Source organism: Oceanospirillum linum, assembly GCF_001995095.2.
Lineage (GTDB): Bacteria > Pseudomonadota > Gammaproteobacteria > Pseudomonadales > Halomonadaceae > Oceanospirillum > Oceanospirillum linum.
On the sequence record NZ_MTSD02000003.1, the window covers coordinates 254,961 to 277,344 of the forward strand.

Annotated in this window: 17 protein-coding genes; 12 read left to right on the forward strand and 5 right to left on the reverse strand. The window is 49.5% G+C overall.

The features are described from left to right. The first annotated feature begins 16 nt into the window (after positions 1–16). From BTA35_RS09140 to BTA35_RS09155, 4 genes are all read left to right on the forward strand, one after another. Positions 17–400 (forward strand): CoA-binding protein, encoded by a 384-nt coding sequence (locus tag BTA35_RS09140; protein WP_202931225.1) that lies wholly within the window; start codon positions 17–19, stop codon positions 398–400. Between the two features lie 102 nt (positions 401–502). Beyond that, on the forward strand, positions 503–1,744 hold the full coding sequence (locus BTA35_RS09145) for an HDOD domain-containing protein (RefSeq protein WP_078319506.1): 1,242 nt from the start codon (positions 503–505) through the stop codon (positions 1,742–1,744). 141 nt (positions 1,745–1,885) lie between these two features. Beyond that, positions 1,886–2,323, forward strand: coding sequence for a D-aminoacyl-tRNA deacylase (gene dtd, locus BTA35_RS09150; protein ID WP_078319507.1), 438 nt, complete (start codon positions 1,886–1,888; stop codon positions 2,321–2,323). A 30-nt stretch (positions 2,324–2,353) separates the two neighbouring features. Beyond that, positions 2,354–3,133: an SDR family NAD(P)-dependent oxidoreductase gene (locus BTA35_RS09155; RefSeq protein WP_078319508.1), complete on the forward strand. Its 780-nt coding sequence runs from the start codon at positions 2,354–2,356 to the stop codon at positions 3,131–3,133. 64 nt (positions 3,134–3,197) lie between these two features. Here the strand turns inward: BTA35_RS09155 and BTA35_RS09160 are convergent, their stop codons facing one another. Next, positions 3,198–5,135, reverse strand: coding sequence for an ATP-binding cassette domain-containing protein (locus BTA35_RS09160; protein ID WP_078319509.1), 1,938 nt, complete (start codon positions 5,133–5,135; stop codon positions 3,198–3,200). 93 nt (positions 5,136–5,228) lie between these two features. Here BTA35_RS09160 and BTA35_RS09165 point away from each other — a divergent pair, with 93 nt between their 5' ends. The 3 genes from BTA35_RS09165 (at position 5,229) to BTA35_RS09175 (ending at position 8,586) form a co-directional block, all read left to right on the forward strand. Continuing rightward, positions 5,229–5,780: a TIGR02444 family protein gene (locus tag BTA35_RS09165; protein WP_078319510.1), complete on the forward strand. Its 552-nt coding sequence runs from the start codon at positions 5,229–5,231 to the stop codon at positions 5,778–5,780. Between the two features lie 403 nt (positions 5,781–6,183). Then, the gene (bamJ, locus tag BTA35_RS09170) at positions 6,184–6,876 is read left to right on the forward strand and encodes a BamJ family beta-barrel-assembly machinery protein (protein WP_078319511.1); all 693 of its coding nucleotides are present in this window, start codon (positions 6,184–6,186) and stop codon (positions 6,874–6,876) included. A 234-nt stretch (positions 6,877–7,110) separates the two neighbouring features. Next, complete coding sequence (locus tag BTA35_RS09175; protein WP_078319512.1) at positions 7,111–8,586, forward strand: anion permease; 1,476 nt, start codon at positions 7,111–7,113, stop codon at positions 8,584–8,586. Positions 8,587–8,745: 159 nt separating this feature from the next. Here BTA35_RS09175 and BTA35_RS09180 read toward each other — a convergent pair whose 3' ends face one another. The 3 genes from BTA35_RS09180 to typA all read right to left on the reverse strand — a co-directional run bounded on the left by BTA35_RS09180 (position 8,746) and on the right by typA (position 15,146). Then, complete coding sequence (locus tag BTA35_RS09180) at positions 8,746–9,441, reverse strand: outer membrane protein (protein WP_078319513.1); 696 nt, start codon at positions 9,439–9,441, stop codon at positions 8,746–8,748. Positions 9,442–9,483: 42 nt separating this feature from the next. Continuing rightward, positions 9,484–13,104 (reverse strand): DUF4347 domain-containing protein, encoded by a 3,621-nt coding sequence (locus BTA35_RS09185; RefSeq protein ID WP_078319514.1) that lies wholly within the window; start codon positions 13,102–13,104, stop codon positions 9,484–9,486. A gap of 221 nt (positions 13,105–13,325) precedes the next feature. After that, positions 13,326–15,146, reverse strand: a complete 1,821-nt coding sequence (typA, locus tag BTA35_RS09190; protein WP_078319515.1) for a translational GTPase TypA — start codon at positions 15,144–15,146, stop codon at positions 13,326–13,328. Between the two features lie 391 nt (positions 15,147–15,537). Here typA and BTA35_RS09195 point away from each other — a divergent pair, with 391 nt between their 5' ends. The 5 genes from BTA35_RS09195 to glnG all read left to right on the forward strand — a co-directional run bounded on the left by BTA35_RS09195 (position 15,538) and on the right by glnG (position 21,667). After that, positions 15,538–16,587 (forward strand): tRNA (5-methylaminomethyl-2-thiouridylate)-methyltransferase, encoded by a 1,050-nt coding sequence (locus BTA35_RS09195; RefSeq protein WP_078319516.1) that lies wholly within the window; start codon positions 15,538–15,540, stop codon positions 16,585–16,587. 168 nt (positions 16,588–16,755) lie between these two features. Continuing rightward, a complete protein-coding gene (locus BTA35_RS09200) occupies positions 16,756–16,986 on the forward strand; it encodes a sulfurtransferase TusA family protein (protein WP_078319517.1) in 231 nt (76 codons plus the stop codon). Positions 16,987–17,249: 263 nt separating this feature from the next. Beyond that, entirely contained in the window at positions 17,250–18,656 is a 1,407-nt protein-coding gene (gene glnA, locus BTA35_RS09205; protein ID WP_078319518.1) for a glutamate--ammonia ligase, read from the forward strand. A 517-nt stretch (positions 18,657–19,173) separates the two neighbouring features. Then, positions 19,174–20,256 (forward strand): nitrogen regulation protein NR(II), encoded by a 1,083-nt coding sequence (glnL, locus tag BTA35_RS09210; RefSeq protein WP_078319519.1) that lies wholly within the window; start codon positions 19,174–19,176, stop codon positions 20,254–20,256. Then, positions 20,240–21,667 carry a nitrogen regulation protein NR(I) gene (gene glnG, locus BTA35_RS09215; RefSeq protein ID WP_078319520.1) on the forward strand — a complete coding sequence of 476 codons (1,428 nt, stop codon included), beginning with the start codon at positions 20,240–20,242 and terminating at the stop codon, positions 21,665–21,667. The genes glnL and glnG overlap by 17 nt, the downstream gene beginning before the upstream one ends. A gap of 107 nt (positions 21,668–21,774) precedes the next feature. On the opposite strand, the gene BTA35_RS09220 is transcribed toward glnG, so the two are convergent. Then, positions 21,775–22,239 carry a tRNA (cytidine(34)-2'-O)-methyltransferase gene (locus BTA35_RS09220; RefSeq protein WP_078319521.1) on the reverse strand — a complete coding sequence of 155 codons (465 nt, stop codon included), beginning with the start codon at positions 22,237–22,239 and terminating at the stop codon, positions 21,775–21,777. Between the last annotated feature and the right edge of the window lie 145 nt (positions 22,240–22,384).

The following is a 22,384-nucleotide window of genomic DNA, read 5'->3' on the forward strand; positions in this document are numbered from 1 at the left end:
GTTAAAGGAGCCTGCAATGTCAATGCAAACCTCATTACCTCAACATGTCGTTGTGCTGGGTGCCAGTTCAAAACCAGAACGTCATTCTAATCAAGCTGTTCGTCTGCTGAAGGCTTATCAACATAAAGTCACTGCGGTAAACCCTGCATTTGACCAGATTGAACAGTGTCCCTGCGTTCGTCAGCTTGCAGACATTCATCTCCCTGTAGACACTTTGTCGCTGTATCGCAATGCCCATCAGCTTGCGAACCAAATAGATGAAATCATTGCTCTTAAGCCTAAACGAATCATCTTCAACCCCGGAACAGAATCCTGGGAATTACAGCAAGCGTTAACCAAATCAGGTATATTCTGGCAGGAAAACTGCACTCTCGTTATGCTACGCAGCGGGCACTTCTGAGCAGCCCGTTATTACGCCGGTGTCAAAAACAACACCAAGGGGTTTTTCTTCCGATCCTGATAACCCGTTCAGCCTTCGGGCAAAACTAAATAAGTCCTCCCTATGCATACACATCCACTGTCACCGGAACGTCTGGCGATTTTTGTCCCCTTTTCAAAGCTTTCTGAAGAGCACCTGATTCTACTGTGCCATCGCATTGAGATCTGCCAGGAGCCTGAGGGTAAAGAGATAAGCCCCAGAGGGGATAATCGCAGCGAAGAGCTTTTTCTGCTCAGTGGTCGGGTAACTGTTTTCGCAGAAGATGGCAGCGAAATAACGCTATCTGCAGGGGATAACCGCAGCCGATTCAGTTTGCTGAACTTACGGCCAAGCCCAAACCTTATCGTCAGCCAAACCGAGACAGAGTTCTTTCTTCTGGACAGCGACCTGCTGCAATCTCTCCAGGCTGAGTCCAACAACCTATCCCTGCCTCTGACAGAGATTCTGGCCAACGACAGCAGCCACCCCCTCGTGCTGCAGTTCTATCGCTCTCTGATACAAAATAAACTAAGCCTGCCATCCCTGCCGGAAGTAACCCAAAAGGTAAGCCAGATTATCGTTGATGAAGAGTTAAATGTTGATCATATGGCCTCGTTAATAGCGGCTGACGCCTCCCTGGCAGCCCGACTGCTTAAACTGGCAAACAGCCCTTTGTATCGTGCCTATGAGCCCATCAGTCAGTTATCTGAAGCAATTAAACGTCTTGGACTGAATGCGACCCGTCACTTGGTCTTAGCCTTTGCACTGCAGGTACAGTTCCAAATTCCTGCTGCAAACTGGGTCAGAAAACGTCAGCTGCGCAGCTGGAAAGAGAGCATCCAACTGGCTGCCATCTGCTATGTTCTGGCAAAAAAATGTACCAAAATTCCGCCGGAAGAAGCTCTTTTGGCAGGCCTGCTGCACAATATTGGTGAATTACCCCTAGTGCAATTCGCCGCCCAATACCCCGAGCTTGCAGATGACCCGGACTACCTTGACCAGATAATGCAAGAAGCAAGAGGGCAGGCCGGTGCCATGATACTGCACCGCTGGAATTTACCAGAAGCCCTGGTAACCGCCGTGCAACATGTAGACACCTGGTTTTATGAGCCTAACTCCAAGGACGTTACACTGACCGATATTTTGATTCTGGCACGCCTGCACAGCATGGCCATGAATGACCGCTCTCCTTCTACGCCATCGATCAGCCAGGTTCCTTCCTATGAGAAAATTGCACCAGGGCCCCTGACGAGCCAACAACGGCTTGAAATTCTTGAGGATGCCAGAGAGCAGATCAGCGAAATTAAAAGCATCTTCAATCGCTGACACTCTAGAATCTGACAAATTACTTTTTTCTCTGCATGGCATCTGCTAAATCCGCAGGATAGGGTAAGATAGGCTAGGCATATTATCTCAGATTCAGCTGGCCTGCCGGCTGATCAACTGGAACAGGTTAAGGGGTCAAACGTGCGAGCACTGATTCAAAGGGTCGCCCGGGCAAAAGTTGAAGTAGATCAACAATGCATTGGAGAGATCAACCAGGGACTATTGGTCTTTATCGGTGTGGAGAAAGGGGATCGTACAGAAGATGCCGACCGCCTGTTAAAAAAACTGCTGGCCTACCGGGTGTTTGCCGATGCCGAGGATAAAATGAACCTTAGCCTCACAGATGTTCAGGGAGGACTGCTTCTGGTCTCGCAGTTCACTCTCGCTGCAAACACTCAAAAAGGGCTGAGGCCCAGTTTCTCATCTGCAGCACCTCCGGCAGAGGGCGAGGATCTGTATAATTACCTTGTTGAACAGGCCAAAGGGCTCCACCCAAGCGTAGCTACAGGGCGTTTTGGTGCAGATATGAAGGTAGAGCTGCTCAATGATGGCCCGGCAACCTTCTTGCTGGAAACCTGATCGACTCCAAACAATTTCTAAGGCAGAGCTATGACACAACACTCCAAATCGAGCAAAGTCGCGTTAGTCACCGGAGGCGGCCAGGGCATAGGCCGCGCTATCTGCCGGGGACTACTGAATCAGGGCATGATCGTTATTTGTGCTGATATCGACCTTGAAGCCGCCGATGAAACTGCCTCCCTCTATCAGGATCTGGGAACAATTAAAGCCCATTCGCTGGACGTTTCTGATGAACCTGTTGTTCAGGGGTGCATTCAGGAGATTATCGGAGAGTTTGGCCGCCTTGATGTGCTGGTCAATAATGCAGGTCTTTCAACGCCCTTCAACGACCCGATTGAAGACCTTTCCCTTGAAGACTGGCAACGCTATCTTGATGTTAATCTGACAGGCGTATTCCTGGTCAGTAAACATGCCGTCCCCTACCTTCGGGAGCAGCAGGGCAGCATTATCAATATAGGCTCAACCCGTGCCAGCCAATCTGAACGGGATACAGAAGCCTACGCCGCCAGCAAAGGTGGCGTGATCTCACTGACCCATGCGCTGGCGATCAGCTTAGGTAGTGAAGTACGCGTAAACTGTATCAGCCCCGGCTGGATAGAAGTAGGAGACTGGCAGAAAGCGCGCACGCGCATCGAGCCTATTCACTCTCCTTCCGACCTGGCTCAGCACCCTGTGGGTCGTATCGGTAAGCCCGACGATGTCGCCTATATGGTCTGCTATCTGGCAACCGATGTCGCAGGCTTCATCACGGGTCAGAACTTCGTCGTTGACGGCGGCATGGGCGTCAAAATGGCCTATAACGACAGCTAGCCTCCTGAGTCAGTCAGCAGGCGGCCGGATATGAGAATATCCGGCCGCCAATCCCACGAAAGAATCAAAGATCTAACTCAGCCTCCGCTGTCTCTAACTCCTCTGAAAGCAGCATCCACTCTTCTTCGATGGTCTCTGAGGCGGTACTGAGCTCGCCCTGCCTTCTGAGCAACACCTGCAGACGATCTTTATTCTCATCCTGATAGATCTCAGGCTCCGCAAGCTCCAGCTCAATATTACCAAGCTCTGCCTGAACCTTATCCAGCTCGGCTTCCAGCTTATCTACTTTTTTCTTCAGCGGACGTAACTGCTCCCTGCGCTGTGCAGCCAGGCGACGCTCCTCTTTACGGTCACGCTTTTCTTCGACAGCTCCCTCCTTATCACCAGACGCAGGGGCAGCCTCTGGGCCAGCGCCTTTCTGCAAGGCCAGTGTCCGGTTCTTCAACCAGACATGATAATCCTCAAGATCACCCTCAAACGGCTCAACCCGGCCATCACATACCAACCAGAACTCATCGACTGTGTTGCGAAGCATATGACGGTCATGGGAGACCAGAATGACCACTCCCGGAAATTCCTGTAGCGCAAAAGTCAGCGCCAGCCGCATTTCAAGATCCAGGTGGTTAGTCGGCTCATCCAGCAGCAACAGGTTGGGTTTCTGCCAGGCGATCAGAGACAGAGCTAAACGGGCTTTCTCGCCGCCAGAGAACCGATTAACCTCTGTCTCCACATCATCTCCCCGAAAACCAAAACCACCCAGGTAGTTACGGATCTCCTGCTCGGAAACTTTGGGTGACAGGCGCTGAATGTGCAACAGTGCCGAGGCATTCAGGTCCAGAGACTCCAGCTGATGCTGAGCAAAATAGCCCACCTGCAGGTTTTCACTGGGTGTATAAATACCAGAAACCACTGGCAGGTCGCCCACCAAAGTTTTAATCAGGGTCGATTTACCCGCGCCGTTCGGACCTAAAAGACCGACACGCATCCCCGGCAACAAGGTGAAGTTCACCAGACTCAGGATCACGCTGCTGTCGCCATAACCGATATTGGCATCATCCATTACTAAAAGCGGGGACGACGTTTTCTCGGTACAGGGAATAGTAAACTGAAAGGGTGAATCTACATGGGCAGGAGCAATTTTTTCCATTCGCTCCAGTTCTTTAACCCGGCTTTGCGCCTGCTTCGCTTTTGAAGCTTTTGCCTTAAAGCGGCGGACAAAGCTCTCAATTTCAGCAATACGGGTCTGTTGCTTCTCAAACTGCGCCTGTTGCTGAGCCAGACGCTGGGCACGCATAATCTCAAATGCCGAATAATTACCGCGATAGAGGTTAATCTTCTGCTGCTCAAAGTGGGCGATATGCTCCACCACACTATCCAAAAAATCCCGATCATGGGAGATCAGCAGTAGCGTGCCGGGGTACTGGCGTAACCAGTTCTCCAGCCATAGCGTTGCATCCAGATCCAGGTGGTTCGTCGGCTCATCGAGCAGCAGCAGATCAGATGGCATCAACAATGCCTGGGCGAGGTTCAGGCGAATACGCCAACCACCAGAGAAAGACTGCACCGGTTGCTGCGTCTGAGCCATCGTAAAGCCCAGCCCTAACAGTAGCTGCTCGGCACGATTAGGTGCCGTATAACCATCCAGTGTCTCCAGCTCGGCGTGTAAGCGGGCGATACCATGATTATCCCCGCTCGCTTCCGCCTCCGCTAAAGCATTCTGCACCTTGCGCAGCGGTTTATCGCCATCAAGGACATACTCAAGAGCTGTTTTATCCCGGGCGTGAACCTCCTGAGCCATATGAGCGATACGCAGTTGAGGCGGGATAAGTAATTCACCTGCATCCTGATGCAGCTCACCTAAAAGCAGTTTAAACAGACTGGACTTACCGGCACCGTTAGAACCAACAACACCGATACGCTGACCACGATGGATAATCAGGGAGGTATTTTGCAGGAGAGAGAGACTTCCCCGTTGCAGGCTCAGGTCTTCTAATGTAATCATGTGATTTTACTGTCAAAAATGTTGCGTGCGGGAATTGAAGCCTGGATCAGATCGCGCAAAAAAGAATAATGATGAGCCCGGAGGCCGGCAACCATGTCAGAACTTACCTTGTCCTATGATAACCCATTCTGGCGTTTTTCTACGAAACTCTATCGTCTGGAAACCGTTGAAGCGGCCTGCCTTTATCTTCAGGATCACCAGGGCGTCATGGTTAACCAACTGCTTTTCAGCTGTTGGCTGACCACTCAGAATGTTTGCTTCACCTCGGAGTGGCCTACACAGGTAGAGCCTGTATTGGGTTGGCATAATCAGTTTGTCGTACCGCTACGGAAACAGCGCCGTCAGCTGAAGCCTATGACAGGCGTTGAGGCACACCTGAAGGAGATGAGCGAACACCTTCTCTCCGCAGAGCTTATCGCCGAACAGCACGAACAGGCGCTTCTTTATCTTCTTTATTCTCTGAAAAAAGGCATGCAAACCTGTGCAGACAGAGAAACCGCCCTGCGCAGCAATCTGAAATTTACACTTAAAGATGCCAGGTTTACAGCAACAGCCCAACAGCAGCTGAAAAACTTACTGGAAATGGTTGTTGATCAGGATATTGCCCAGGCGATTATAATAGGCTTGTCTGCTGATCAGGTTTAATCTGACCAGAATCGCCCTGCCTGCATACTTTAAATGCCATGGTATTTTTTATGGCAGCCAAGGGGAGCCTCTTATTCATATCCGGTGCAGAAGTGTTACCCTGATGACGGTGAATATAGATTTGACTCTAAAGGCAACACAAATAACACAATAGCTGGAACACTTTAGCTCAATAGAAGTCTGAGTCTCCACCGCGACAGATACAAATGTCATCAACAGTATATCTGTCCATTAGCCTTATCCGCCGCTAAATAGCTTGCGGAAGGTATTAAAAGAGGCTCAGTGTATTACTCAGGCGTGCCGAAAACGGGGCCCTGGTACCAAATTAATTAATGATAGGCTGCCCGGGATTATCTGATGTATACCCCCAGCCGGAATTCGCAGCCCCTAATAAGGAGTTTTCATGAAAAAAGCGCTACTCACCCTGACCCTCTCCGGCCTGCTTGCAGCACCCGTCATGGCAGACACGACCCCAACGACGGAAGAAGACCGACTGAGTTATAGTCTGGGACTGATCATGGGCCAGCGTCTGAAACAGGAGTTTACCGACCTGAATGTCGACATGATGTCTCAGGCCGTAAAAGACTTGTACGCTGACGGTGAGATGAAGATGACCGAAGCAGAAGTCAAAGAAACCATGCAGGCTTACCAGCAGAAGAAAATGCTGGAACAACAGGAAGCTCAGGCAAAAGCTGCTGAAGCCAACCTGAAAGCAGGTCAGGATTTCATGGTCCAGAATGGCAAGAAAAAAGGCGTTGTAACCACTGACTCCGGCCTGCAATACCAAGTACTGACTGCTGGTAATGGTGCAAAACCTGCTCTAACCGATCAGGTTAAAGTTCACTACGAAGGTAAACTTCTGAACGGTAAGGTATTCGACAGTTCTTATCAGCGTGGCGAGCCAGTCACCTTTGGTCTGAATCAGGTGATTCAGGGTTGGCAGGAAGGTCTGCAGCTGATGTCTGTAGGCAGCAAGTGGAAAATATTCATTCCATCTGACCTAGCCTATGGCCCTGGCGGCACAGGTGGCCCTATCGGCCCGAATGAAACGTTGATTTTCGAAGTTGAGCTGCTGGATATTAACCCGGAAGCCTAACCGCCGATAGCGGAAGTCCACGCGTCACGATATGCCCTGGCAGACTGTCTGCCAGGTTTTTTTTGTTTCAATTTATTGGAATTCTGACCTACCGGTAGGCTTATAATTGTTAATTAACGTCACGGGCCTGACCTGCCTCTGCTAAAGCCTATCCCTGACTGGACAGGCCTCCCCATAACGCCAATACTGCTTTGTACAGAGAAGCCTTAATCCCCTTCTGGAAAGGAAGCAAGTATGGTCCAAACAACCTCGTCCTCTGGTCTACGCCCAATACCCGCCGTTGTGGCACTCTGTATTGGGCTTCTTATCTGGCTACTACCTCAACCTGATACCGTATCTGACCAAGGCTGGCTGATGCTCGCCATGTTTATTGGCACCATTGCCGCTATTATTGGAAAAGCGATGCCAATCGGAGCTCTATCCATTCTGGCCATTACACTCGTCGCCGCTTCCGGTGTTACCAGCGATAACCCTGGCACATCCATAAAAAATGCCCTGGGCAGTTTTACCAGCCCTCTGATATGGTTAATCGCCATTGCGATTATGATCTCACGGGGTTTGATCAAAACAGGTTTAGGCGCAAGAATCGGCTACCACTTTATTGCCCTGTTTGGTAAGCGAACCCTGGGAATCGGCTACGCCCTGGTACTATCAGAGCTAACGATTGCACCTGTTACACCAAGCAATACAGCACGGGGTGGCGGTATTGTCCACCCGATCATGCTATCCATCGCCCGAAGCTTTGGCTCCAATCCGGAAGAGAATAGTACCGAAAAAATAGGTAAATACCTGGCTCTGGTAAACTACCATGCTAACCCGATCACTTCTGCAATGTTTATCACAGCTACAGCCCCAAACCCCCTCACGGTTAAACTTATTGCGGAAGCCACCGGGGCTGAGATCAGTCTGAGCTGGACAACCTGGGCAGTGGCAATGCTACTACCCGGACTGGTCGCTATCGCATTAATGCCTTTGTTGCTCTACTGGCTCTATCCGCCTGAGATCAAAAAAACAGAAGATGCCCGAATCTTTGCCCGTCAAAAACTCGACGACCTTGGGCCTCTGAGCCGTGGCGAAAAGATCATGTTAGCGGTCTTTTCTATTCTGCTCGCCCTTTGGGCTGACCTTCCCGTATGGTTTTTTGGAGAAGCTTATCAGCTCAATGCCACCACAAGTGCTTTTATCGGCCTGTCGATTCTTCTGATTTCCGGGGTTCTGGTCTGGCAGGATATTCTGGCAGAAAAAAGTGCCTGGGATACTCTGGTTTGGTTTGGGGCTCTGGTAATGATGGCCTCCCAACTAAACAGTCTTGGCGTTATCAGCTGGTTCTCCGCCAGCATACAGGAACTGATTGCACAAACCGGGCTCGGCTGGGCAGGAGCCAGTGGCTTACTGGTGCTGATTTTCCTTTACTCCCACTATTTCTTTGCCAGTACCACGGCCCACATCACAGCTATGATGGCAGCATTTCTAACTGTCGGTCTGGCAATGGGCGCACCGCCAATGCCTTTCGTTCTGATGATGGCTGCGGCCTCTTCCATTATGATGACACTGACCCATTACGCCACTGGGACATCACCTGTAATCTTCGGCTCCAACTATGTCACTCTCGGGGAATGGTGGCGTGCGGGTTTTGTTATGAGTGTCGTGAATTTAATAATCTGGGTTGTCATTGGCGGTCTTTGGTGGAAACTACTCGGATACTGGTAACACCTCCAGGGTACTTAAAACTCCAGTCTTAAATTAAGCAGAACCAAACAAGAGCTGTAACAAAACAACCCCCAATGTTGAGTATCAACGCTTGGGGGGCACTTCAAACAGCTAGTGATTACAGCTCTTTATATCGCTACTGACAGGCCGAAAGTCACGTCAGAACCGATAACCGATACCGGCCATCAGAGCGTCCAAGTTATACTCACCCAGCGCATCAGGGTCTGTATTCAGGACACGCCGCCAGTTCAAACCCAATTGCCAATCAGAAGTCAGCAGATAACCTACGCCTAAGCCGATCATAGGCGCCCATTCATGCCCGGACTTTCTGAAGCTTTCGTTCTCTGCCGCAATAACAGTACCTGCAGCATTCACACTTTGCCCCCGAGCAAAACCGGAAGCAGTCTGATCCAACCACGCAAAGCCTAAGCGCCCCTTGAGGTGCCAGTGTTCATTCATCCGGTACTGACCTACGGCACTAAACAGTAACCCCCTCTGTTCAGCTGTTTCCCGGATCATACGGGTACGGATAACCTCAGAACGACTGATGTCCGTGGAGCGCGAAGTAGCGGAGTTTTTCCCCAGATCAATGTAACTTAACTCAAGCGCCAGAGCAGAAGTGTATTGATAGCCTATCCCTAATAACAGAGCCCTGTCGCGGTTATCATCCGATAGGGTGGCCTGGCCGCCCTGGCCTATGATTTCGGCGTTATAATCCCGAAAGCTCCGCAGGTCTGAATCACCTCGGGCTTGCCCTATCTCCAGCACCAGATACGGAGCTGCATAACTGTTCATCGCTGCCAACAGCAAACCTACTGAGAGCATGATATGTTGAGAAAGCTGTTTGTATCGCATTATAAGTTATATCCTGAATATTCAATGAAGTAGTTGCGAGCACTAACCTAATAACATCCAGTCAAAGAACTGGTTGGCACCGGTGTCTTCAAAAGGAGATAAGAGTTCCGGTGTCGCCGCAGATTCCCGATAACCCAGCGCACCAGGGTCAGTAATTACGCCATCAGCTAAACCGTCATCATCAAAAACACCACCATCCTCAATGACAAAGTTCAGCTGAAGCTTATTACCTACCTGCTCAACACTGCCTCCATAGGCCTCACTCGCCAGATTGACCCAGTTTCCACTGCTGGTTTGCTTCCAGTAACCGTTGACTTCAGTGCTTTTATCAACCAGCAGGCTAAAATGCTGGATATCACCAGGATCTGATACATCAGCTTTAAAGCTAACCAGCCCTAACGGCCTGTCTAAGTCATTGGGCTTTTCCTCCGGCGCATCCTGCTGCGTGACATCCCGCAATGTAGCAAATGCACTTATACCATCAGAGTTATCGTCACTATGATCAGTCATCACGGCTGCCAGAGTAATAAAGACCGTAGGCGCACCAGGGTCACTGGATACCTGGTCGGTATTGCGGAAAGGGACTGAAGACACATCAGACTGTTCACGGTCAGCAATACCATCACCATTACCATCCCCTTGGGCTAGCCCATCTGCGGAAGGAGCAAAGTCTTCTACGCTTTCAGGGATACCGTCGCCATCACTATCCGGCAGGCCTTTCCATTCGATTTCAGGGGGTAATGTTGCTTTAACTACTGAGGTAGCAGTACTTATTACTGTTTCAGAGGTGCCTTGTTGATCGATATAGCTGGCTTTTACCGTAATGGTTTTACCCACGTCTGCCTTGGACAAAATATAAGCTGTATCTGTCGCGCCATCAATAATTACACCGCCAGCGAACCATTCGTAACTTAAAGTGCCAAGACCGTCTGCATCGGCAAGGTTGTTGCTGAGCGTAAGTAGCCCGCCCTGTTTGGCGGTACCATTGATTGTAATGCCTCCAGTGGGGAGAGTATTTAGATTGGTAACCGTTGCAGTGGCGGCACTTGTTACTGTTTCAAAAGTGCCTTGCTGATCGGTATAGCTGGCTTTTACCGTAATGGTTTTACCCACGTCTGCCTTGGATAAGGTGTAAGTTGTACCTGTCGCGCCATCAATGGTTATGCCATCAGCAAACCATTCGTAGCTTAAAGTGCCAAGACCGTCTGCATCGGCAAGATTGTTGCTGAGCGTGAGTAGCTCGCCCTGTTTGGCGGTACCATTGATTGTAATGCCCCCAGTGGGGAGAGTATTTAGATTGGTAACCGTTGCAGTGGCGGCACTTGTTACTGTTTCAAAAGTGCCTTGTTGATCGGTATAGCTGGCTTTTACCGTAATGGTTTTACCCACGTCTGCCCTGGACAAGGTGTAAGTTGTACCTGTCGCGCCATCAATAATTACACCACCAGCGAACCATTCGTAACTTAAAGCGCCAAGACCCTCTGGATCAGCAAGGTTGTTGCTAACAGCGAGTGTCTCGCCTTGTTTGGCAGTGCCTTTTATTGTGACAGTGCCAGTCGGTGCTTTATTGGCTCCTTGTATTGTAATCTCAATATCTTGGTTAGCAGTGCCCCCTTTACCATCATCAGCCGTGAGCGTATAGCTCAATATTAACTCTTCGCCTTTATTGAGATAATTGAAGCCGATATCACCAGAGTTAAAATCCCAAGTCAGCTCTGCTTGGTAAAGAGTTCCATCGGAAATAGGGGCTAGGCTAACACTGAACATTGATAACAGTGCTGCGTTTTCAGGTTGCTCTGCATCAGAGCTTTGATCGCTTCCATCACTGTTTTTTTCTTGAGCTGTTACGCTCGTTACAGTGACACCTACGTCATCAGATATATTCTTATCGGTGACCAAAAGTGAATTAGATGCGGTAAGGCCGATAGCAGCTGTTAACGCTGTGCCAGATGAGAGCTTGGCCGAATACTCCATAGCGCTGGGGATAATCTCAGTAACCCAAGCATCATTTCTAGAGCTACCATCACTAACATCCGTGGTATATTGCGTGTGATCAGTAAAGCCGGTACCAGCGATACCTGAGCTGTAATAGTCATACCCCATAAAAATAACGGTACCAGCATCGTAAGTTATGGTGGCGACAGCAGCATTGTCTTCCGTTCCATAGATGGGATTAAAGCTGGCCACAGTTCCTTTGCCAATGGAATCAGTTGCATTGGCGTAGCTTAGGCTGCTAGCGCCATCCGCAAAAGGCGTTCCAGCGGCATTAGCGCTGTTTAAATCCCAAGATGAACCGCTCTCAGTGGTCAGATCCCAGTCGAAAATACGGTTAAGAAACTGGGTGTCTTTGTCCCCACCTGTCCCTGTCATCATCATAACGCCGCCAGCACTAACCCAGTCACGAAGGATCGTTTTAGCAGACTCTGGAAAAAATGCTGGATCGGTAGGTGATTTATTTTCCATATCTGTCATGAAAAAGAAACCGCTGCTGTTTAGCTGAGTCGCAAAATTATCTGCCGCAAAACTCGTTATACTCGTATCAAGGGTGTATTTTCCACCATTATTGATTACGTTCTGAACAATACTGGCTAGGTTAGCATTTTCATTACCGCTTCCAGGGGAGGAGTCGCTACCATTCAAGTTAGGATAAGAAAAAACTGATACCTGAGTTGATACATTGGCCGCACCAAACACTGGGGCATTATTTATATTCAGGTTCACCGTAGGGTTGCTAGTCAAGCCAAGAGAGCCATCTGAGGCGCTAATCGTAATAGTGGCCGCAGCATCTCCGGTTGCACTGGTATATTGAATATTAGAGGCGGTATCAAGGTAAGTATTAATATCCGCAGCAGAACCCACCAAAGTTATCTTAGTATCACTGTCCTTGCTTCCGGTGACACCAGAGCCAACACCGGCACCATCCGCCGGTGTGGAAAAAGTACCGGCGGAAGCCGTTAAAGTCACAGTGAGTGAGTCGTCATCGGTATCTGCAAAAGAAACCGCAGAGAGGTCAATATTAGAGACGGTGCTTTCAGTGACAGTTAGATCAGTTGGTGTGCCTGTGATAGAAGGGGATGCATTAGAAACTACTGGGCTGAACCCTGAAGGAATCAAGGTGCTTTCATACAGGGATAAATTCATAGCAGTTTGTACATCACCTGTCGCCTGCTCCAACACCCAATCCCCGCCTTTACCTTCAGCCCCTGTCAAATCATCCGATGCGGCTACATCGGCACCAGTGGCTTGGGCAAGTTTGCTAATAAAATCCACACCGGTTTTCTCGGCGGCTACGTTACAGCCATACAGTAAAATATCACCGTTCACAGTAAGAGAAGAGCCAATCTGGCTAAGCTGTGTTTGGTATTGATTTAGTGTGTCAGAAGAGAGAGTCGTACTACCCAGTTGCTGAGCACCGGTCGAGCCATGTCCCAGAATATGAATCGCGCTATAGCCAGTGTGGCTCTGGGCCCAATCAGCCATTACCTGAATACCATCCTGATCAGGGGCGACTAAAACCACTTCCATACCTTCAGGAAAGCCGTCAATCAAGGCTTGATAACCCGGTAGGCCTGTATCGATAAAGCTAACCTGACGAAAGAATGATGATTCGGTAGTTGAACCTTTTAGCGTATCCATAAAATATCCTGTAGGCATAAGGGTCATTGGCTGACTATTCGTCTACTCAGAGAATGGACGGCACTTAATCAAGGCAAATTATTAATAGTCAATAGTAACAGTTTGTTACACGTTAGATTCTGACAAAACCTGACATTATAATACATCTAACGATAACCCTTTGTTTTAGCCATAAAAAAAGCCGCAACGGTTACCCGTTGCGGCTTTTTTCTGTGCAAACTCCAGCCTGAAACCGGAGCAGCAACTGCTTACTTATTCTTGGCGCGCTTACGCTCATTTTCAGTCAGCAGTTTCTTACGAACGCGGATCGATTCCGGCGTAACTTCCACCAGCTCATCATTTTCGATGAACTCAAGCGCCTGCTCCAGCGTGTGCTTGATCGGCGGAGTCAGCGTCAGCGCTTCATCAGTACCGGAAGCACGAACGTTAGTCAGCTGCTTACCTTTAGTCGGGTTAACCACCAGATCGTTACTACGGGAGTGGATACCGATCACCTGACCTTCATACACTTCCGCACCGTGACCCAGGAATAAACGTCCACGATCCTGCAGGTTAAACAAACCGTAAGACAGGGTCTTACCTTTTACCATGGAAACCAGTACGCCATTCTGGCGCTTAGCCACTTCACCATCTTTAACGGTGTCGTAACGGTCAAATACGCTGGTCATAATGCCGGAACCAGAAGTCAGCGTCAGGAACTGGCCACGGAAACCGATCAGGCCCCGGGAAGGAACGGTGAACTCAAGTTTCACACGGCCTTTACCGTCCGGCTCCATGTTGGTCAGCTCACCTTTACGCAGACCCATCTCTTCCATAATTGAACCCTGATGCTGATCTTCAACGTCGATCACAACATTTTCATAGGGTTCCATCATTACGCCATCAACTTCTTTACGGATAACTTCCGGACGGGATACACCCATCTCGAAGCCTTCACGGCGCATGGTTTCAATCAGTACCGACAGGTGAAGCTCACCACGACCGGACACGATAAATTTATCAGGAGAGTCACCTTCCGCAACACGCAATGCAACGTTGTGAATCAACTCCTGATCCAGACGCTCTTTGATATTACGGGAGGTTACAAACTTACCTTCTTTACCCGCAAATGGAGAATCATTCACCAGGAAGGTCATGCTAACCGTTGGTTCATCAACCGTCAGAGGAGGCAGAGCTTCAACCATCTCAGGGTCACACAAAGTATCAGAGATACTCAGGCCATCGATACCGTTAATACATACGATATCACCGGCATTCGCCAGATCAGTATCAACACGATCAAGACCCATATAGCCTTTTACGTTCAGAACCTTACCTTTACGCTCATTGCCAGCAATGTTTTTAACCACAACCTGTTGGCCCGGCTTCAGCTGACCACGGGTAATACGGCCAATACCGATAACACCGACATAGCTGTCGTAGTCCAGTGCGGAGATCTGCATCTGGAAAGCACCAGCAGGATCAACATCAGGTGCAGGAACACGGTCAATGATCATATCCAGCAGCGGCTTCATATCATCAGCCATCTCTTCCGGATCATCACCGGCGATACCATTCAGTGCCGACGCGTAAACAACCGGGAAATCCAGCTGCTCATCTGTCGCTCCCAGGCTATCAAACAGGTCAAACACCTGATCCATAACCCAGTCAGGGCGAGAACCCGGACGGTCGATTTTGTTAATGACCACAATCGGTTTCAGGCCACGCTCGAACGCTTTAGAAGTAACAAAACGTGTTTGCGGCATAGGGCCGTCCTGGGCATCAACCAGCAACAGCACACAATCAACCATCGACAAAACACGTTCTACTTCACCACCGAAGTCCGCGTGCCCAGGAGTATCAACAATGTTGATCCGGTAATCTTCCCACTTGATTGCGGTGTTTTTCGCCAGGATGGTAATGCCGCGCTCTTTTTCCTGATCGTTGGAATCCATAACACGTTCGGAACCAACGTCTTTACGGTCCAGCGTACCGGAGAACTGAAGAAGAGAATCAACCAGAGTAGTTTTACCGTGGTCAACGTGCGCAATAATTGCAATATTGCGTAACTTATTGATATCTGAAGACATTCGGAGTATTTCGCCTGCTCAAAAATTAGAGACCGACCACACCAAACGATAGATAAACCCTAAAGCCGACCTAAAGAGCGAGTCCAGATCTCTGGAATGTTTGCTACCCAAAAGGAAGCAAAGTAAAAAATAAAAAAGGTTGGAAATTGTACACACTTTACGGTTTCGGTTGTATGAATTTCTTTACCGGAAGCCAATATATAAAGGTTTAAATCAGCAAACCCTTCAACTCTCAAGCAAAAACAAGTGCTTACGCAAGATAAGAATTAAGGGTTCGCCTTATTTGCAGAAAAAGTCTTTTTTTTAACTTTCTATCTTGTCGCGATCCGGTAAAATCCAGCTTTTTTTGTCGCTTGCGACATTTTACTGCTGCTTTAAAAACGGGTGAAACATGACCAAACAACGCAGAGCCGTATCTCTGATTTCCGGCGGACTGGATTCCATGCTGGCTACCAAAGTCATTCAGGAGCAAGGCGTCCATGTAGAAGGAATCAACTTTTACACCGGCTTTTGTGTCGAAGGACACACCCACGCCATTCGCAAGAAAGATAAAGAAAAACAAAAAAAGAACAGCTCCCTCTGGGTTGCTGAGCAACTGGGAATCAAGCTGCATATTATCGATATCTCAGAAGAGTACAAAGATATCGTCCTCAACCCAAAGCATGGTTACGGCCAGAACCTTAACCCGTGCCTTGACTGTAAAATTGATATGGTCGCCCGTGCATGGCAATGGTGCCAGGACAATGACTTTGATTTTGTCATCACCGGAGAAGTCATCGGCCAGCGTCCTAAGTCCCAGCGTAAAGCCACCATGCCAATTATCGCCCGGGAGTCTCAGGTCGAGGATCGCCTGGTGCGGCCCCTATGCGCACAACATCTGCCCGAAACCTATCCTGAACGTGAAGGCTGGGTCAAAAGGGAAGAGCTGTATGACTTCAGCGGCCGCAGCCGTAAGCCACAGTTTGCTCTGGCTGAAAAATTAGGTATTGATGAATGGTCGCAACCTGCGGGCGGCTGCTGCTTCCTGACCGACGCCAGCTACAGTAAAAAGTTACAGGATCTGTGGGATGCCCGCGGCGAACGCCGCTATGAAGTTGACGATATTATGCTGCTGAAAGTGGGTCGTCATATCCGCCCAGCTAAGAACTTCAAACTTATCGTCAGCCGTGAAGAGGGTGAAAACAACTTTATGCGCGGCTACCGCTCCCAGTTCACCTACCTGTATCCAACAAGTCATGGCGGCCCGCTGACCCTGATTGACGGCTCACCCACAGATGAAGATCTCGAGTTGGCGGCTCGCATCGTTGCCCGCTTCAGTCAGGGCCGGAACGCTGACAAAGTAACACTGGAAGTGGTGCGCGAGCATAACCAGCCAGCCCAGGTCGTCCAGGTTGTACCTATGCCTGCAGATGATATTCCTGAAGAGTGGTACATCCACTAAGCCCATATCGGATTATCATGGTTTAGCCTAAAAAAACGTACCAGATCACTCTGGTGCGTTTTTTTCGTATTCAGCCTAAAATAAAAGCCTACTGCACAAATAGTGCGCGCCTTTAGCAGCTCCGAATCAAGACTGCATGGCTCTGGCTTCCCATCGGAGAAAGATCAAATGAGTCAACACGAACTGAATGCCCGCAATCTGCTCTGCCCGATTCCGGTGATCCGCACACAGAACAAAATCAGTGAACTATCCGCAGGAGATCAGCTTGTGGTCTATTGTACCGATCCGGGCACCTTGCACGATATTCCAGCCTGGTGTCGTGTTCATGGTCATACTTTAGTCTCAGCAGAAGAGCAATCTGATGAGATAGTCATTACTATTGAAGTTAATGACACCTAACAAGCACCATAACCGAGCACGACACACCAAAGCGCACCAAAAAAAAGCACCAAGCTCAGCATAAGTGACTTCACATCCTTATCTCAGGCCTTCTGTTTCTGGTAACACATTGGTATTACTGCTTTTTTACCAAATGGCATCTAACTTGCTAAATAGATAATAAATATGAAAAGCCTGTCGGACGGGCTTTTAACAATCCAAGTAAAAACGATTACGACAATCGATTTTGACAACAAAGCGAAAGCTCCATTGGAGGACAAGCAATGTCAGCGAATACCCTTAACCTGATTAAAGAACATGACATCAAGTGGGTTGACCTGCGCTTCACCGATACAAAAGGTAAAGAGCAGCACGTTACCATCCCTGCCCGTTATGTCGATGAAGAGTTTTTCGAAAACGGCCAGATGTTTGACGGTTCTTCTATTTCTGGTTGGAAAGGCATTAACGAATCCGACATGATTCTACTGCCAGACGACAGCACCAGCTTCATCGACCCCTTCTTTGAAGACAAAACTCTGGTTCTGCGTTGTGACATCATTGAGCCCGCTACCATGCAGGGCTATGAGCGCGATCCACGCTCCGTCGCTAAACGCGCTGAAGAGTACCTGAAGTCTACCGGTCTGGGTGACACTGCGTTCTTCGGCCCTGAGCCTGAGTTCTTCATCTTTGATGATGTTCGCTGGGACTCCAACATGTCCGGCAGCTTCGTAAAAATCGATTCTGAAGAAGCAGCATGGAACTCAGAGAAAGCAATGGAAGGCGGCAACATGGGTCACCGCCCACGGGTTAAAGGCGGTTACTTCCCAGTTCCTCCCGTTGACTCTGTACACGACATCCGCGCCACTATGTGTAACGTGATGGAAGAGATCGGTCTGAACGTAGAAGTTCACCACCATGAAGTGGCGACGGCTTGTCAGAACGAAATCGGCGTAGCCTTCAATACTCTGGTCAAGAAAGCTGACGAAGTTCAGATGCTGAAATACGTTGTACACAACGTTGCTCACGCGTATGGCAAAACAGCTACCTTTATGCCGAAGCCTGTTGTTGGTGATAACGGTTCTGGTATGCACGTTCACCTGTCTTACTGGAAAGACGGCGTAAACCAGTTCGCTGGTGACCAGTACGCTGGCCTGTCTGAGTCTGCCCTGTTCGCTATCGGCGGTATCATCAAACACGCTAAAGCACTGAACGCTTTCTGTAACCCAGGCACCAACTCTTACAAGCGTCTGGTTCCAGGCTTCGAAGCTCCTGTTATGCTGGCGTACTCTGCCCGTAACCGTTCAGCATCGCTGCGTATTCCTTACACGTCCAGCCCTAAAGCTAAGCGTGTTGAAGCTCGCTTCCCTGATCCGATCGCAAACCCATACCTGGCGTTCTCAGCTCTGCTGATGGCCGCTCTGGACGGTGTTCAGAATAAGATTCACCCTGGCGACCCAGCAGATAAAGATCTGTATGACCTGCCAGCTGAAGAAGCAGCAGCAATCCCAACTGTTGCAGCTTCTCTGGAAGAAGCTCTGGCCTGCCTGGATGCTGACCGTGAATTCCTGACTAAAGGCGGCGTATTCACCGATGACATGATCGATGCATACATTGAACTGAAAAATGAAGATGTTGCACGCGTAAACATGACAACTCACCCAATTGAGTTTGACCTGTACTACAGCGTGTAAGCTGACCAACAGCTAACAGGCTTCCGCTCTTCTTATGAAGAGACTTAACCCCTGTCCTAAACTGGCAGGGGTTTTTTTATGCCCGCTATCCCGCTATCCCGGTAAGCCTACAGCGGACAACAGTGTCGAAGCTGGCCTTTTCAGATAAAGCCGAAAACACCCTTCGCACCAAAAAAGCTCACCAGAAAGCACTATAACGCACGCACACAAACCAACATAGAATGTGCTGATAAGCGGAAGAGTCGGTGACAGCAGGACATTCAAAGAAGCTGCAAACGAAAATCCGCACAAAATCAGGACACTCTCAGCCAGCACAAGGCAGTCAAATGCACTATAGTTGTGCACACCAGTATACCAAGGCTATTGGCAAATCAACTTCAACCAAACCTGTAGCATCAGAGAAGCCTGAATAGATGGGCAACCACTTATTTTTGCTCTTTATTTTCCTTACTGGTGCAATTTTTGCTGTATCTGTAGACCGATATATAAAAAACATTCACGTCCCGGAGAGACAGGTGTGAGCAAAACGGATCATCATAAACTTCTGCTCGACAATCTGAGTACAGCAGTCATCCAGGTAGACCATAAGCTCCGCTTAGTTTACCTGAACCCTGCTGCAGAGATGCTGTTTGCCTGCGGGGCAAACAGGGCTATCGGTATGCCGGTTAATCAGCTGTTTATTGAGAATGACAGCACACCGGAGGCCTGGAAACAGGCTGCTAATGCTGGCCACCCATTCACCAAAAGGGAAAGCCAGATCGTATTGCCTAACGGAAGCCGGAATATTGTTGATTACACCGTAAGCCCGGTGCTGACACCAGAGGGCTATTACCTGGTCGTGGAACTACAACCCAGAGACCGCCTTCTGAAAATCAGCAAAGAAGAGGAGCTTTTGGCGCAGCAGGATACACTGCGAACCCTTGTTCGGGGCATGGCCCATGAGATCAAGAACCCTTTAGGTGGAATACGGGGAGCCGCACAATTACTGGAGCGGGAATTACCGGAAGAAAGCCTGAAAGACTATACCGAAGTCATTATTAGCGAAGCTGACCGGCTGCGTAATCTGGTGGATCGTATGCTGGGGCCCAGGAAAATGCCGAACCTCAGCAGCCTGAATATCCATAAAGTCCTGGAGCATGTATATGCCCTGGTCGCGGCGGAGTCAGAGGGCAGTATTAAACTGGTAAGAGACTACGACCCCAGTCTGCCGGATCTGGTCGGCGATCAGGAACAGTTGATTCAGGCTATTCTCAATATCGTACGTAATGCGATGCAGGTGCTTGAAGAAAGCCAGCAGCAAGACAAACGTATCACTTTCCGGACCCGCGCCAAACGCCAGTTTACCCTCGGAGCGGAACGTCACCGCCTACTCTGTCAGGTAGAAATTATCGACAATGGCCCAGGCATTCCACCGGAGTTGCTGGAAACTCTATTTTATCCACTGGTTACCGGGCGGGCCGAAGGCACTGGTCTTGGCCTCTCTATCGCCCAAACGATTCTACATCAGCATCATGGGCTGATTGAGTGTGAATCCAAACCCGGGAAAACCCTTTTCAGACTTTTGATTCCGTTGGAGCAGAGAAATGAGCAAACCCTATAACGTATGGATTGTCGACGATGACCGCTCTATCCGCTGGGTACTGGAACGCTCGATGGAGCAAGAAGGCATGTCGGTTAAAGTTTTCGAGCGTGCCGAAGGGGTTCTCAAGGCCCTTGCCACAGAGGCCCCGGACGCCATTATCACCGATATCCGGATGCCCGGCATGGACGGTCTGGAGTTACTGGCTCAGATTCAGCAACAGCAACCTGCTCTGCCGGTGATCGTCATGACCGCCCATTCCGATCTGGAAAGTGCTGTCGCCTCCTATCAAGGAGGGGCTTTCGAGTATCTCCCCAAGCCCTTTGATGTTGATGAAGCCGTTGCCTTGGTTAAACGCGCCATCAGCCATGCAAAGGAACAGGAGCACCCTTCCGGTCAGGTTAACCCGCTACCCAGCACAGAGATTATCGGTGAAGCACCAGCGATGCAGGAAGTCTTTCGTGCTATTGGCCGCCTGTCCCACTCCAATATCACCGTACTGATCAACGGAGAGTCAGGTACCGGCAAAGAGCTGGTCGCCCATGCTTTGCATCAGCATAGCCCCAGAGCCGGAAACCCCTTTATCCCGCTCAATATGGCGGCAATTCCTAAGGATCTGATTGAGTCTGAGCTCTTTGGTCATGAGAAAGGTGCTTTTACCGGAGCTAACACGCAACGACGCGGACGCTTTGAGCAGGCTGATGGTGGCACTCTGTTTCTGGATGAGATCGGGGATATGCCAGCAGATACCCAAACCCGTCTGCTGCGGGTTCTCGCTGATGGTGAATTCTACCGTGTCGGTGGGCATACATCCGTTCAGGTTGATGTGCGTATCATCGCCGCAACGCACCAGGATCTGGAAACCCTGGTCCAGGAAGGCCGTTTCCGTGAAGACCTCTTTCATCGGCTTAACGTCATCCGTATTCATCTGCCGAAATTGAGTGAACGCCGGGAAGATATCCCGCGGCTGTCGGAATACTTCCTGTCAAAAGCAGGCAAGGAGCTGGGGGTTGAGCCCAAGATTCTGTTGCAGGAAACCATCGATTACATGCAGCAACTGTGCTGGCCAGGCAATGTACGCCAGCTGGAAAACACCTGTCGATGGATCACCGTTATGGCCTCCGGGCGAGAGGTGCATCAGGATGACCTGCCTCCGGAACTGATGGAACAGAAACAGGCTGAAGGTGCGAATAACAGCCGATGGCAAAGTGCACTGCACCTATGGGCTGATAATGCCCTCACTGAAGGACGTAAAGGCATTCTTGATACCGCAGTACCGGAATTTGAAAAAGTCATGATTGAAGTTGCTCTGAAACATACCGCCGGAAGACGCCGGGATGCCGCAGAGCTTCTGGGTTGGGGGCGAAACACTCTGACCCGTAAAATCAAGGAACTCAATCTCGACACCAGCGGTGATGATGACGATCATTAAACACAGGGCGATGCATCACTACTGTTCAGGCAGTGCATATGTCCGACAAATATTCTGCCAGACACCCGTTCTGGCAGAATATTTGGGTGATCGGATGACTCAAAAAACTAAACAGCACCCTCAAACCCTACCTGACGCCATGCTTCATAGGTGATAATAGCTACGGCATTCGACAGGTTAAGGCTCCGACTGGTTGCCATCATAGGGATTCTCAGCCAGTGATCGGTTGTAAACTGCGCTAAAATCTCCGCTGGCAAACCCCGGGTTTCCGGGCCAAACAGCAACACATCTCCCGCCTGAAATGACATATCGGTGGCAAACCTTTTAGCTTTGGTTGTGCAGGGGAAGATACGCTTACCTTCCATCGCCAGCTGAAACGCCTCAAAGTCCGGATAGCGACTCACTAATGCCAGGTCGTGATAATCAAGTCCTGCCCGCCGTAGTTTTTTTTCCTCCAGATCAAAGCCCAAAGGCTCAATCAGATGCAACCGGCAACCCGTGTTGGCACAGAGCCGGATAATATTCCCTGTGTTAGGTGCAATTTCAGGCTCAAACAAAGCCAATTCAAACATTAAAGTCTCTCCAATATGGGTTCAGGCCTTACCAATAAAGCCCAGAAAAAAATTGCTCAAACAGCGAAGGCTTAACCAGGAATTATCCATCATTATCATGGCTTAACGCATGAAACAAAAAAATACATATTGATACACACAGTAA